The sequence below is a fragment of the Aquimarina mytili genome, from assembly GCF_016735115.1.
GTDB classification, from domain to species: domain Bacteria; phylum Bacteroidota; class Bacteroidia; order Flavobacteriales; family Flavobacteriaceae; genus Aquimarina; species Aquimarina mytili.
In genome coordinates this window covers 413,255-428,224 of record NZ_JAERQJ010000004.1, presented here as the reverse complement: position 1 = coordinate 428,224, position 14,970 = coordinate 413,255, and the positions used below count along the sequence as shown (strand labels likewise).

Sequence of the window (14,970 nt, the reverse complement as noted above, 5' to 3'; positions counted from 1 at the left end):
AATCCTAAATTTCTTTTAAATAACCGTTTTTTTTAATCTTCTTTTCCGAAATTTAACAAAAATCAAAAAAAGTTAACCAACTTTATCCCAATTTATGAGTAAAACTATCATAATCTCAAATAGACTACCCTTACAATTAAGAATTCATGATAATACAATTGAAACAATACCAAGTGTTGGAGGGTTAGCAACCGGTATGAGATCAGTTCATACCCAAGGTGATAGTATTTGGATAGGTTGGAGTGGACTCACCGAAGAAGAATTTAACCTTGAATTAAAAACTAAGGTAAATGAAGCGTTGCAAAAACATCAATGTGTCGGTGTGCCATTGACAGAAGATGATATCGAAGGATTTTACTATGGTTTTAGCAACAATACACTTTGGCCACTATTCCACTATTTTATGGAATACACCGAGTTTGAAAAAACCACCTGGGAAACCTATAGATCAGTTAATCAGAAATTTGCCGATGTAGTAATCCAAAATCTCGACGATGGGGATACAGTATGGATACATGATTATCAATTATTATTATTACCAGACTTAATACGAAAGAAAAAACCAGAGGTTTCTATAGGCTTTTTTCTACATATCCCCTTCCCTTCTTATGAGGTTTTTAGAACTATTCCTTGCAGAGAAGAATTATTAGAAGGCATGCTTGGAGCAGATTTATTAGGATTTCATACGTATGATTATGAACGCCATTTTCTAAGTTCTGTACAAAGAGTTTTGGGCCATGAAATTCATTTCAACAACATACACCTGGATAACAGAATCATTAAGGTGGATTCTTTTCCCATGGGCATAGATTATAATAAATTTCGCGAAGCTGCAGAAGTACACAATCAAAAAGCCAAAAAGGATCAGACCGAGATACAACAAGAAATTGATAAACATTTAAAAGAAGGTAGCAATAAAGCGAAACTTATCTTGTCTATTGATAGGCTAGATTATACTAAAGGTATTGCTAATCGGTTACGGGCTTTTGAGTATTTTCTCGATAAATATCCACAGTTTAAAGGGAAAGCAAGATTAGTAATGCTAGCGGTTCCTTCTAGAGCCAATGTCCCACAATATCAACGGTTAAAAAATGAGATCGATCAATTAGTTGGTCGAATTAATGGAAAATTCGCAGAAGTAAGCTGGACCCCTATTTGGTATTTTTATCGCTCATTACCATTTGAAAATTTGATCGATCTATATACGTCAAGTGAAGTTGCTTTATTGACTCCTATTAGAGACGGAATGAATTTGGTTGCCAAAGAATACATTGCCTCCAGAGTAGATAAAAAAGGGGTATTAATTCTAAGTGAAATGACAGGCGCATCTAATGAAATGAGTGAAGCACTAATTATTAACCCTAATAATTTTGAAGAAATTGCGGATACGCTAAAGTTTGCACTAGAAATGCCTGAAGAGGAACAAATCAAAAGAAATAACGCATTACAAAAACGTCTAAAACGATACAATGTCGAAAAATGGGCCAACGATTTTATGGAGTCGTTGAAAACCACTAAAGACGATACTCAAAAATACACTTTGAAGAAAATAAATCGTACCGTTAAAGATGACATTGCTACAAAATTTAAGGCTTCAAAAAACAAAATTTTATTTTTGGACTATGACGGAACTATGGTTCCTTTTGAAAAATTACCAGAAAATGCAAAACCGACTCAAAGAGTTTTTGACATTTTGGATGCGTTACATCAACAACCTAATACTAAAGTTATTATTATTACGGGTCGTGACAGAGATACAATTCAAAAGTGGTTTGGGCATAAAGAATACACACTTATCACAGAACATGGAGCATGGCTAAAAGAAAATAATAAAGATTGGGAATTAATGGAGCGAGTAGACAACAAATGGTTTACATCTATTGCACCAATTCTTGAATCATTTACTGACCGCACTCCAGGATCTTTAGTCGAAGAAAAGAGATATTCGCTAGCCTGGCATTTTAGAAATGTTGATCCCGATTTAGGTAAAAAAAGGGCTAATTCATTAAAAACCACTATCCAGCAATTAATTGCTAATCATAATTTGGAGATCCTCGAAGGCGATAAAGTTCTGGAAATCAAAGTTAGTGGAGTAAGTAAAGGAAAGTCGGCTTCTAAAATGTTACTTGATACTACTTATGATTTTATTTTTGCCATTGGTGATGATTGGACAGATGAGCATATGTTTAAAGAATTACCTACTAATGCTTATACCGTAAAAGTAGGTTTGAAAAAAACCGTGGCTCAATATTATGTAGAAGATATCAATCAAGTGTACGATTTATTAACCGCATTTAAATAATACTAACGCTACTAGAAACGTTATATAATTCTGAAACCTAAATTCTACATACTTCCGGTAATTATTCTTTCGCAATTTTTTTGCACTTCTCTTTGGTTTGCAGGAAATGCCGTTATTGACGATCTCGCCACTCAATTTGATTTTGGATTTAATATTTTAGGATATCTTTTGTCTTTTGTTCAATTTGGTTTTATCATTGGAACACTAACCTTTGCTTTGTTAACGCTTTCTGATCGTTATTCTCCCTCTCGCATATTTATGATTTGTGCGCTTCTGGGAGGTTTATGTAATTTATCCTTGTTGATCCCAAATATTACGGTCTTTAATTTACTTACAGCCCGTTTTGGCACAGGTTTCTTTTTAGCAGGTATATATCCCGTGGGAATGAAAATAGCATCAGACTATTACAAAGGGGGATTAGGAAGAGCATTAGGGTATCTTGTAGGAGCTTTAGTACTTGGGACCGCATTCCCACATTTTATTAATGAATTTTCTTGGAGTAGTGATTATACGGCTGTTATTGTCAGTACAAGTTTTTTAGCTCTTTTTGGTGGATTAAGCATGTGGCTGTTAGTACCCGACGGGCCATACAGAAGACCTGCTTCAAAACTGCAGCTAGGAGTTGTAACGCAACTTTTTAGTATTCCACATTTTAAAAAAGCGGCATTTGGATATTTTGGACATATGTGGGAGCTTTATGCTTTTTGGGGGTTTGTACCTGTTATCTTAAAAACGTATGCTAATCAGCAAGGAATTGAACTACAAATATCATTTTGGTCGTTTATCGTAATTGGTGCTGGAGCTATTTCTTGTGTGCTTGGTGGGTTAATCTCTTTACGAAAAGGAAGTAGAAAAGTTGCTTATAATTCTCTTCTGGTATCGGGAGTATTTTGCTTGGCATCTCCCCTGCTTTTTTTGTTACCGCCACATGCATTTATAGTAATCTTATGCCTTTGGGGCATGGTGGTGATATCAGATTCTCCACAATTTTCAACTATGATAGCAGCAGCTGCGCCACCGGAATTAAGAGGCACTGCACTTACCATAACCAATTGCATCGGATTCGCAATTACTATTATTAGTATTCAATTATTATCATTTTTGAATGACAAAATAGATAATACACTCTTATATCTATTTCTTAGTATAGGACCAATCATTGGGCTTTATAAGCTACGCAGATTGTAATCTTTGAATATTTACCTCCTCTTAGTCGACTCATAATCAATTAGAATCTAAAGCCTCTTTAATTCTACTCATTGCTTTAGATAACTGAGCTTCAACAGTTTTAATTGAAACTCCTAATTGTTCTGCCACTTCTTTATATTTGAATCCTTGCATTTTATTCAAAATAAAAACTTCTTTGCACTTTGGAGGAAGTTTATCGATCTCTACTTTCACCTTTTGTATTTGATTTTTTACAAAATCGGTATCCTCATCAATAAAAACTTCTAAAACTTCATTCTTAATTTGTTCTATATAATTTAGTTCTTTTTTATTTTTTTTGAAATTATCAATTAATTCATAATAACAAGATTTATATAAATAATTTTTGATTGAAGTATTAATTGTAAGCTTTTCTCTATTCTTCCAAATTTTAAGCATTACATTTTGAACAATATCTTCTGCTAATTGTTTATTCTTTGATAAACTATAGATATACGCGCATAGTTCGTTATAGTGCATTTCATACAAATGCCTATATACAAACTCATTACCATTTTTAAGTTCTTCTATTTGGGTTTTGATCTCTATAGCAACCTCTTTTTTTAACTCATATTTAACCCCGATTCCAAAATAATTAACAAAAACTTTACATAAATAATAAAAAAAGTAGTCTTAACAGTAAGGGTATTTTATTTTTTTTGAGTCATACTTAAAAATAACCTAATAATTCGCATGAAAAAAGACCAAAATTTAGATGTAAAGCAAATACTAAAATATCTAAATGATGAGATGACAAAGAACGAACTCATAGAGTTCGAAAGTTTATTGAAGCATAAGAAAAACCAAGATTTATTCAAAAAATACACCACAACAAATCATTATGTTCAACTAAGTAAAAATGATTTTGATGAACAAAAAGCATTATCATCATTTAAAAAACATATACAAAGTACAAAATCTCCGGTTAAAACTAATAAAAACAGAATTCAAAGTTATTTAAAGTATGCTGCAGTGTTTGTAGGAATACTAACCACTTCAGCTTTATTTTTTAATAATGTCTTTTGGAATACCAATGATAATGTCACTGAAATAACATTACAGCGTGAAGATGGAAGTTTTGAGACGCTAAAAGATAATACTCCCTTTAAAGAAATCAAAAACGAGGATGGTACTGTAGTTGGTATTCAAGAAAACAACAGGTTAGTATATAAAAATAGAGAAACCTCTAAAACCGAAGAAAAATTAGTTATAAACACCCTAAAAGTACCTTACGGAAAAAAACTCCAATTAGTTTTATCAGACGGAACGATAGTCCATGTTAATGCAGGATCCACGCTAAAATTTCCCGAAAGATTTATTCCCGGGCAAATTAGAAAAGTAGAATTATCTGGAGAAGGATATTTTGAAGTTACAAAAAATGAAAAAGATCCATTTATAGTTTATGCAAATGGTATAAATACAGAAGTTTTTGGAACCAAATTTAATATTTCTTCATATCCGGATGATAATTTTTCTGAAGTTGTCTTAGTTGAAGGAAGTGTTGGTGTATTTAATAAAGAAGAACGATTCTCTAGTGTTACAGGTAAGAAACTTATACCTAACCAAAAAGCTAGTCTTATTAAATCAAATCAAAACTTAAAAGTATCAACTGTAAAAACCGATCAATATGTTGCATGGGTTGATGGAGTTTTATTATTCAAAAATGAAAGTTTTGAAAATATCATGAAAAAACTTGAGAGGTTTTATGATAAAAAAATAACCATCAATTATGAGAACATAAAAACTGAAAAGTTTACCGGTAGGTTTGATGTAGAAAGCCTAGAAGGTGTATTAAAAACATTTAGTAGCAATACACCATTCAATTTTAAAGTCAAGAAAAGTGAAATAGTTATTAATCCCTAAACCCAAATAAATACATGAAAAAATAATTTACTAAAAAATAAAATCGAGAAATGCGGCAACATCTCCCGATTTTAGAGTAAGCAATTTAACAATGGTTCAATTATTAAATCATATTAAAAATATGAAAAAAATTAGACAGAACTACATAAATGATGTAGTTAAATTAAAATTTAATTTAAAAATGAGACTTACTGTACTATTAATCATACTGTCTCTATTTAGAATAAATGCAAGTACATATTCACAAAACACGAAGATTTCATTAAATGTAAAAAACTCTACTGTTGAAAAAGTATTCGATTTAATACAACAAAAAACAGAGTTTAAAGTATTCTTTAAAGAATCAGAAGTGAATACTCAAAGAAAAATATCTCTTACTGCGATAAACAAAAGAGTAGAGTATATTTTAGATAGAATTTTTAAAAATACAAGTGTAACTTACAAAATAGTTGACAAGCAAATTGTACTTGTCAAGAAAACCGCTAAAACTACTACTCCCAAGCAACCTCAATCAGCTGCTGTAGTTCCGCAGAATGGGTTCGAGATTAATGGAATAGTAACCGACAAAACGGGTTTCCCTATTCCAGGTACTACCATATCTGTTGAAGGAACTTCAAATGGTGTTGTAGCTGATTTTGATGGAAATTTTACAATTAGAGTTTCAGTATCTGATATTCTTAAAATCGAAAACTTAGGTTTCGAAACTCAAAAAATAACAATTACAAGTAAGAGTAAAAAGAATTATACTATTGTACTTCAAGAATCTGTAGAAGCATTAGATGAAGTATTAATTACAGATGGGTATAAAAAAGTTGATAGACGTCTATTTGCAGGGGTAGCTACAAAACTAAACCTGGAAGATGTAAAAATTGATGGAGTATCAGATGCATCTAGGCTTCTAGAAGGTAGAGATGCGGGGGTTGTAGTTGATAATGTTTCTGGTTCTTTTGGTGCATCTCCTAGAATTAGAATTAGAGGTAATACATCACTTAATGGTAATAACAATCCAATTTGGGTAGTCGATGGAGTAATTCTTGAGGATAATGTAGAACTAAATCAAGGTGATTTAGCATCGGGAGATATCAACTCATTGATCGGTTCTTCAATAGCCGGATTAAACCCTGACGATATTAAGAGTTTTTCTATACTTAAAGATGCTTCTGCAACAGCTTTATATGGTGCGCGAGCCAAAAATGGTGTAATAGTAATTACAACTAAAAAAGGTAAAAAAGGAGCTCTAAGTGTAAACTACAGTAATAACTTTTCTTATAGATTAAGACCGAGATATACTAATTTCAATGTTTTAAACTCTCAACAAGAATTATCTGTATATGCAGAATTAGTAGACAAAGGTTTAATTGACCTTACTACAGCTCAACGAGCAGAATCTTATGGGGTCTTAGGGCAATATTATAATTTAAGACGAACAAACGATGTAGAAATAGGAGCAAATGGAGAATTAGCTGATAGTTATTTTGACAGATATCAAGTAGCTAATACGGATTGGTTCAAAACACTTTTTAATGATTTTTCATTACAACAAAATCATTCCTTGAGTATTTCTGGAGGTGGCGATGATGCTGTATATTATTTCTCTTTAAGTTACTTAAATGACGAAGGACAGACTATTGGCGATGATGCTCAGCGATATACTACTAAACTAAGCACTAGATTTAATCTAACCGACAAGTTTTCTGTAGGTACCACACTAACAGGAAGTTTTAGAGATCAAAGAGCCCCAGGAACCAATGATAGATCCTTAAACGTATTAACCGGGGAATTTGAACGTGAATTTGAAATAAACCCATACGATTACTCTTTAACCAATAGTCGAAGTGTAACTCCGTTTGATGAAAATGGGAACTTAGAATTCTTCAGAAAAAACTATGCTCCTTTTAATATCATACACGAATTACAAAACAACTATATTAATATAGATGTTACTGATATTTCTTTTCAAACAGATTTAGATTATAAAATAACCAATAATTTAACTGCAAATTCTACGATAAATTATCGTAAAGCAATAACGCGAAGAGAACATATCATTGGTGATAAATCTAATCAAGCAGAAGCGTTTAGAGCTGATGAAGGTGTTTTAGCTAATATCAACCCTTTCTTATATCAGGATAGAGATAATTTAACACGTCCTCCTTTTTCTATATTACCAGAAGGTGGTATAAATATTTATAACGAAGATGTTTTGGATTATTTTTATTGGAGAAATTCTATTTCATGGAATCCACAAATAAATGATATTCATCAATTTACATTCTTACTAGGGCAAGAAATAAAAACTTCAAATAGAGAAAGTAGAGAATTTAATGGAATTGGTATTTCTTATGAAAATGGATATCTTGTTAATACTAACCCTGACGCTATAGATCAATTAATTGATAATGGAGACCAATATTTCGAAATAGCAAATTTCAGAGATCGTTTTGCAGGATTCTTCTTTAACGGTGGATATACATTTGATAACAAATATACTATTAATGGTACTTTAAGATATGATGGATCTAACCTACAAGGGTCAAGTCCTAAATCAAGATATCTTACTAACTATAACATTAGTGGAGCATGGAATATTGATAAAGAGAACTTCTTTAAGGCAGATTGGGTAAATCTTTTAAAACTAAAAGGTACATATGGATTATCTGGAGGTAGAGGTCCATCAAATGCAAGTGCATCTCTTGACTTAAGAGGTCGTGTACCTTTACGTCCACAAGATGTTGAAAGTACTATTGAAATCAACTCATTAGAAAATGTAGATTTAACTTTCGAAAAGCTAAAAGAATTTAGTACTGGTCTTGAATTTGCATTATTTAATAATCGAGTTGCTGGTGAACTAGGATACTATCGTCGTGATGCTTTTGACTTAATCGGAGATATCAAAACAAGTGGTATTGGTGGTCAAGCTTTCAAAAGAGGTAATTATGCTGATATAGAAGTTGAAGGGTATGAATTTGCTCTATCAACCGTAAACGTTAAGACAAAAAATTTCGAATGGTCTACAAATCTTAATGTAGGTTATAACACTGAAGAAGTAAAAGAGTTAAGATTTGATCCTCGTTTAGTAGATTTAATATCTGCATCAGGAGCTCCTTTTACAGGTCGTGAAATATCTGCATTGTATTCGGTTCGTTTTGCAGGATTAAATGAATTTGGTATTCCAACATTCTTTGATGCCGATGATAATAGGGTAACCAATATAGATCTGCAGAGTAGAGATGATATCGAAAAGATATTAGTATATGAAGGACCTACTCAACCTAGAGGAGCAGGTGGATTTAACAATACTTTTAAATATAAAGGTTTTACATTATCTGCCAATGTTTCATTTAAATTTGATTATAAAATCCGTTTGAATAGTAATTTTGCAGCAACGTATACTGATTTCAACTCTTTACCAGGTGAATTAGTAAATAGATGGGTGTTACCAGGAGATGAAAATGTTACTAATATTCCAGCGATTATTGAAAATAGAACTTTAATTTCTGAATTGAACGCTGTAGTTAACCCTAATGGATTAGTTGTAGGAGGAGACAATGCTTATGAACTATATAATAATAGTGATTTAAGAGTTGTTGATGGTACTTATGCCCGTATGAGATCTATAGCTCTTGGGTATACTATTCCTTCAAATTATGCAGAAAGATTAGGTATAGCTTCTGCACGAATTCGTTTACAAGGTGAAAATCTATTCCTTCTATATTCCGACAAAGGATTGAATGGTCAAGATCCAGAGTTTTTCAATTCTGGTGGGGCGGCACTTCCTGTGCCTAAAACAGTTACACTTTCACTTAATGTTGGATTTTAAAAAGATTAATTATGAAGAATAACAAGATAAAATCATATATAGCATTATTCCTTCTTACCATTGTAAGTATGAGTTGTGAAAATTATTTGGAAGAAGCTCCAGATAATAGATTAGAATTAGACACAGTCGATAAAGCTGCAAAAGTTGCAGCCGATGCATACACGCAAGCTAGTTACGTGTTTACAGACATGTATACTGATCTTGCAGGTCCAACAGGAAACCCTGATGCCTTGGGCGTTGTACAAACTCCAGGTGGAAACACTATAAATTTACAAGCTACCCAAACCTATACATGGAGTGATATCACTGCATTATTTCAGGATTCTCCTACCTTTTACTGGGATCGAAGCTATGCTGCAATAGCACAAGCAAATCAAGTGCTAGCAGTAATAGATATGTTAGAGGGAGATCAAAAACAAAAAAATGCAATCAAAGGAGAAGCTCTATTATCTAGAGCTTATCATCACTTTATGTTAGTAAACTTATTCGGTTTACATTATGATGAAAACGCTTCATCAAATCTAGGAATACCCTATGTGCTAGAGCCTGAGATAGAATTTTTACCAGATTACACTCGTAACACAGTAGCAGAGGTTTATGATCAGGTAGAAGAAGATTTATTAGACGGATTAGCCCTAATTAATGATGAATTTTTCTCGGGAACAAAAAAGTATCATTTTACTACTAAAGCGGCTCAGGCTTTTGCATCTAGGTTCTATTTATGGAAAAAGGATTATGTGAACTGTAAAAAATATAGTGATCTATTCTTAGACGGAAACCCAGATTTCTACATAAAAGATTTCTCTACTCTTTCTGGTGCAGGATACAATGATACAGCTGAAAAGTATGGAGATCCAATAGACCCAAGTAATGTATTAGTTATGCAACAGTTTACTTTTTATACTAGAAGAAATAACGGGTATAGGTTGAATGCTACAGATGTTAATAATTTATACAGAAACTTATTCGCAGTTACTGATAACAGAACTAGTATAGGTGGTTGGACTGTTGGTACTGATGCCCGTTATCAGGCAAGATTAAGAGAATATTTCTTTAGAGAAAATCTTTCGTCTAATACAGGTCAAGCTTATTATATCTCTCAAGAATTAAAAGGAGAAGAAGTATTATTAAACAGAGCAGAAGCTAACTTATTTTTAGGAGATCAGGCCGCAGCATTGGCAGATATCAATGTGTTAGCAACCAAAAGATACAATGGTACCACTTATGATAATATAACTGATATTGTTGACTACTATACTCCTCTTACAACAAGTGGTAGCGTAAGTGAATTATCTAATGATAATAAAGCAATTTTAGAATTAATACTAGACGAAAGAAAAAAAGAGTTTTGGGATCATGGTTTACGCTGGTTTGATGTTAAAAGACATGGTATATCTATAACTCATGTTTTACCTGTTAGCGAAGGAGGTCAAACTTTCGTTCTAGAAGCTAATGATTTAAGAAAAGCGATCCAAATTCCAGAAGATGCACTTTCATTTGGATTAACTCGTAACCCTAGATAAAATATTGAATATGAAAACACAAAATATAGTAATGCAAAAAATATTATTACTTCTTGTTAGTTTATCAATACTATCAGGATGTGAAAGAGAAGAAACATTAAAACCAAATTCTATTTTTGAAAACAATGAAGTTGAATCGACTGTAGAACTTGATCAATTTCTAAAAACAGAATTTAGAGATCCTTATGGTTGTAATGTAATTTACAAATTTGTAGATCGATATATTGACCCTTCAAAACAGGCAACACCGCCTCGTTTAGATGTTGTAAAACCAATAGCCGAACTTATTAAACAGGCATGGATTGAACCTTATAATAAAGCTTCAGATCAAGGAGGAGAATTCTTAACAACATATTTTCCTGGAGAAATTGTGATTTTAGGATCTCCCTTATACAATGGAGACGGTACAATTACTTTGGGTATTGCTGATGCAGGAGTTAGAGTCACTCTTACGCAGGCAAATGAATATGCACCGGACAATACTACTTGGATTCTACAAACCTTCAGAACGCTTCATCACGAATTTGCCCATATCGTAGATCAGAATTTTAATTTTGATGTTGAAGCTTTTTATAATATTTCTAGTGAAGATTACACCACTCCTGGTACTTGGACAAACGAAACTCTAGAGACTGCTATTGCTAGAGGAATGGTAACACCATATGCTACCTCGGCGGTAGGAGAAGATTTTGCAGAAACTGTGTCATATATTGTAACTACAGATCCAGCAGTATTCGAAGCTACCTATATAACTCCGGAAGATTGTACCGGACTAGGACAAGATTGTCTAGATAGAAATGAAGGGAGACAGCGTATACAGCAAAAATATGATGCCGTTGTAAAATATATGAAAGAAGATGTTGGTATTGATATTTTAGTCTTAAGAGACGAATTTTTGAAAAGTATTAACTAATTAAATGGAGACAAGATGTTAAAAAACATAAAAATATATACATTGTTTTTACTTGCTATAAGTATAATTTCTTGTAGTAGTGACAATGAAGTAGATCGATTATTCGATGAAGACGGTGAAACTAGAACAACCGAGTTATTAAGTAACTATAAAAAAACACTGGTAGATTCTGAATTTGGATGGAAACTTTTGTACCAACCGAATAATAGTGTTGGGTTTTATAATATCTTCTTAGATTTCAATGAAGATGATACTGTAGAAATAGTTTCTGACTATGCTTTAGGCGGTCAGGACCTTGAGACCACCTATAGAGTAGGTAAAAGTCAATTACCCGAATTAGTATTTGAGAATTACTCTACCTTTCACAACCTATTCGAAATCAATAATTTTGTTTTACAAGCTGAATTTCAATTTGTTTTTGAGAGCGTAACAGCAGATCGAATTGAGTTTAGAAGTAAAACTGATAATGGCGATGATATTACAAAAATTGTTTTTGAAAAAGCCACAGCGGGAGAAAGAGAGAGAGTAATTGGTACAAGAACATCATATGATGAGATAGCCATAGGTAATGGTACAACTAGTTTTCTTAGAAATATAATTGTAACTGACCCTTCTGCAGACCCAATGGCTGAGCCTTTGTTTCAAGGAACATTTTCCTTTTCAGAGTTTGAGAGAGTAGGAATCATTACAACTTTTGATCAAGAAACTGGAAACATAGCTTCAACATCATATCCTGTATTAGCAAATGATAATGGTTTTGACCTAGTTAATCCTTTAACAGTAAACAATGTTGATATAATAAGCTTTATCTTCGATGAAGCAACCAATACTTTTACATCCGAAGACGGAGGGTTAAACACTGTTATTGGTTACGACCTAGCACCTGTTGCCACGGCACTAGTTCCTTCATTGTTTTCAGATGATGTAGATACCTTTGATACAAGGTTTGCAAGATATTTGTACTTCGATAATACATCCCAGTTTTATTTACAACAAACTTCTCCAGATTTTTTAAACTTGTTAAAGAGTGTTGGCGCAACAGGTTTAGACATCAGAATGAATTTGTTTGGTCCTGGTGTTCATGGAATTATCTTTAGAGGTGTTGATGGTCCTGGAGGGCCTTTAACTGCGGCTTTCAATTTTACTGTAACTCCAGGAGAAAGACTAACCCTTGGATATCTTGGTGCTACAGACCCTATTGATGATGTAATCAGTGTTATACTTTTACTTATTGACGGATCTGGATGGTATATACAGGAAACTAATGAAAGTCCTTTTGCATCGAATCCTTCATTTTCTGTAACAAGTGTAAGCTTTCCAAATTTCAGGTTCTCTATTTATGGAATTTAAAAGAATAAAAAAAGATTAACTCCCTATTGCGTGTACGCAATAGCCTATTTAACTCAACTTGCGAAAACCCGGAACACAACGTTCCGGGTTTTTTAATAACTTTTACTTCAACTATTTGGAAGTTAACATGGGGATTATGCTACTCGAACTAAGTTTGCTCTAAACCTTTTTAATGACTTGAAAAGGCATAAAAAGGTTATTTTACTTTAAAATGTTGTGTAATTGATACAGCTTTCCCTTTTTTAGTAAATCCTTGTAAGGTAATCTCAAAATCGCCAGCAACATCAGAAGTATAAAAGTCTAATGCTACACCTTCTCCAGAGATTTCAACATTAGGAGACCATAACAACTGATGTCTATAGTCTGGAATACGATTATCTTTGTTAGACTTATCGTATGCTTGTTTATAATATCTTTTCTTCTCTAATAGTTTCAAATCATTAAATTGAATACTCCCCTTCCGTTCCAATTGCTCCCAATAATTTTCTTTTAAAGTTTTAATTTCTAAAATACCTTCAAAGACTTTGGTTCCTATATAATATCGGTCTTTAATAAATCTAATGTTCCCTATTTCTCTAACATCATAATTGATAATATCTTCATGATCTTGTACAATCCCTCCATCAACCAATACCAATGGTAAATAATTGGATTTTGATCCTCCAACATAATCTTTGTAAATACTAAACACCTCTTTTCCCCTCTTATTTTTTCTTATACGAACTCCTTCAACAACCTCTACAATGGTTTCTTTCATTGTTGAAAACCTTGTATATTCATCCAAATCATAGTTGACATAATCTTTGCCGTAAAAAGAAGAAACTATTGCACGGTCTTGTATTGTATCAGGCTTTAGATTATAAAAACTATTTTCTATCTGATTATAAACACTTCTTTTTATAATTTCATCTAATGAAGTTTGCTCAATTTTAAAAGAGTAAAAATCTAGGCTACCTAGATCAGTTTCAGGAATATTATCTGTCAAAATCGTATACTTTGTTTTATCCACATCCTGAACTTCTATCATTATTTTATCTTCATTATGATGCTGATCAAGACACATGATAAAATTTCCTTTATCGTCTGTTGATACCATTTTAATATCATTTATTTTTCCTGAAACAGATAACCCTACATCTAGTTGTGAAACTGAAAAAGATGAATCGTTTGAAATGATTCTTCCATATATCAATTCTCCTCTCATTTCTGGAAGAAAAATAGAATCTCCTATAGCTCCACTAGCGTTAACAGCCGATGTTGAGTCTAACTCAAAAAAATCTGTAGTTGTAGTGGGTTTTGCTTTTTTAAAAGTATCCATTTTTCTCACTGAAATAGAATAATTTCCGTCTTGCACCTCACTTTTTTGAATATTAAATTGGACACGACTTCTTTTTGAGTAGACTGTATCCTTTATAAAAATAGTGCTATTATCTTTTCTTGTTTCAAAATTATTTGTACTTATTATGTTGTCTTGTGCGTACTTGTCTGAAGCTTCTTTTCTAAGATTTGTTTCCAGAATTTTACCTTGATCTCCCTGATAGGGGTTAATAATACTAACGTCTCCCCGAAAAAAACCGGCTTTCCTAGCATTAAGCATCCATTGAGTATATCCTATTAACTTATAATTTCCAGAGGGAATAGAAACCGGAATAAAAAAATCACCCTGCCCCAAACCATTTTCTAGTTTAATTTTATGTTCAAAAACAGATTGACCTTCATCATCAATAAGCTTAACATAAGCAATTTTACTTATTGCACTTAGCAAATTATTTTTGGCATTAAGACAATACAAATTATAGTACAAATATTCTCCGGCAAATAGTAATGTGGTATTGTAATGTATAAATACATTTTCTGAAGGTATTTGATTATACCCCACTACATCTTCGACCGCTTTTAAAACCGATTTGCGTTGGGCCTGTACACTTATTGTACAGAAGAAAACTATATATAATAAAGATTTGATTTTCACACTTTTAAATTTCTTAATATT

At 32.4% G+C, this 14,970-nt stretch carries 9 protein-coding genes; 7 read left to right on the top strand and 2 right to left on the bottom strand.

Annotated features, from left to right (window positions below):
* Positions 1-94 precede the first annotated feature (94 nt).
* Both JJQ60_RS13105 and JJQ60_RS13100 read left to right on the top strand, forming a co-directional pair.
* Positions 95-2,302 carry a bifunctional alpha,alpha-trehalose-phosphate synthase (UDP-forming)/trehalose-phosphatase gene (locus tag JJQ60_RS13105; protein ID WP_201920668.1) on the top strand — a complete coding sequence of 736 codons (2,208 nt, stop codon included), beginning with the start codon at positions 95-97 and terminating at the stop codon, positions 2,300-2,302.
* Between the two features lie 24 nt (positions 2,303-2,326).
* Positions 2,327-3,490: an MFS transporter gene (locus JJQ60_RS13100; RefSeq protein ID WP_317194012.1), complete on the top strand. Its 1,164-nt coding sequence runs from the start codon at positions 2,327-2,329 to the stop codon at positions 3,488-3,490.
* Positions 3,491-3,526: 36 nt separating this feature from the next.
* Here JJQ60_RS13100 and JJQ60_RS13095 read toward each other — a convergent pair whose 3' ends face one another.
* Positions 3,527-3,997: an RNA polymerase sigma factor gene (locus JJQ60_RS13095; RefSeq protein WP_262896674.1), complete on the bottom strand. Its 471-nt coding sequence runs from the start codon at positions 3,995-3,997 to the stop codon at positions 3,527-3,529.
* A 204-nt stretch (positions 3,998-4,201) separates the two neighbouring features.
* Here JJQ60_RS13095 and JJQ60_RS13090 point away from each other — a divergent pair, with 204 nt between their 5' ends.
* The 5 genes from JJQ60_RS13090 (at position 4,202) to JJQ60_RS13070 (ending at position 12,977) form a co-directional block, all read left to right on the top strand.
* Positions 4,202-5,371 (top strand): FecR family protein, encoded by a 1,170-nt coding sequence (locus tag JJQ60_RS13090; RefSeq protein ID WP_201920662.1) that lies wholly within the window; start codon positions 4,202-4,204, stop codon positions 5,369-5,371.
* A 121-nt stretch (positions 5,372-5,492) separates the two neighbouring features.
* Positions 5,493-9,191, top strand: coding sequence for a SusC/RagA family TonB-linked outer membrane protein (locus JJQ60_RS13085; protein WP_201920659.1), 3,699 nt, complete (start codon positions 5,493-5,495; stop codon positions 9,189-9,191).
* Positions 9,192-9,202: 11 nt separating this feature from the next.
* Positions 9,203-10,714, top strand: a complete 1,512-nt coding sequence (locus tag JJQ60_RS13080; RefSeq protein ID WP_201920656.1) for a RagB/SusD family nutrient uptake outer membrane protein — start codon at positions 9,203-9,205, stop codon at positions 10,712-10,714.
* Positions 10,715-10,724: 10 nt separating this feature from the next.
* On the top strand, positions 10,725-11,627 hold the full coding sequence (locus JJQ60_RS13075) for a substrate import-associated zinc metallohydrolase lipoprotein (RefSeq protein WP_201920654.1): 903 nt from the start codon (positions 10,725-10,727) through the stop codon (positions 11,625-11,627).
* A gap of 15 nt (positions 11,628-11,642) precedes the next feature.
* Positions 11,643-12,977 carry a DUF4302 domain-containing protein gene (locus JJQ60_RS13070; protein WP_201920652.1) on the top strand — a complete coding sequence of 445 codons (1,335 nt, stop codon included), beginning with the start codon at positions 11,643-11,645 and terminating at the stop codon, positions 12,975-12,977.
* Positions 12,978-13,173: 196 nt separating this feature from the next.
* Here the strand turns inward: JJQ60_RS13070 and JJQ60_RS13065 are convergent, their stop codons facing one another.
* Positions 13,174-14,949 (bottom strand): hypothetical protein, encoded by a 1,776-nt coding sequence (locus JJQ60_RS13065; RefSeq protein ID WP_201920649.1) that lies wholly within the window; start codon positions 14,947-14,949, stop codon positions 13,174-13,176.
* Positions 14,950-14,970 lie beyond the last annotated feature (21 nt).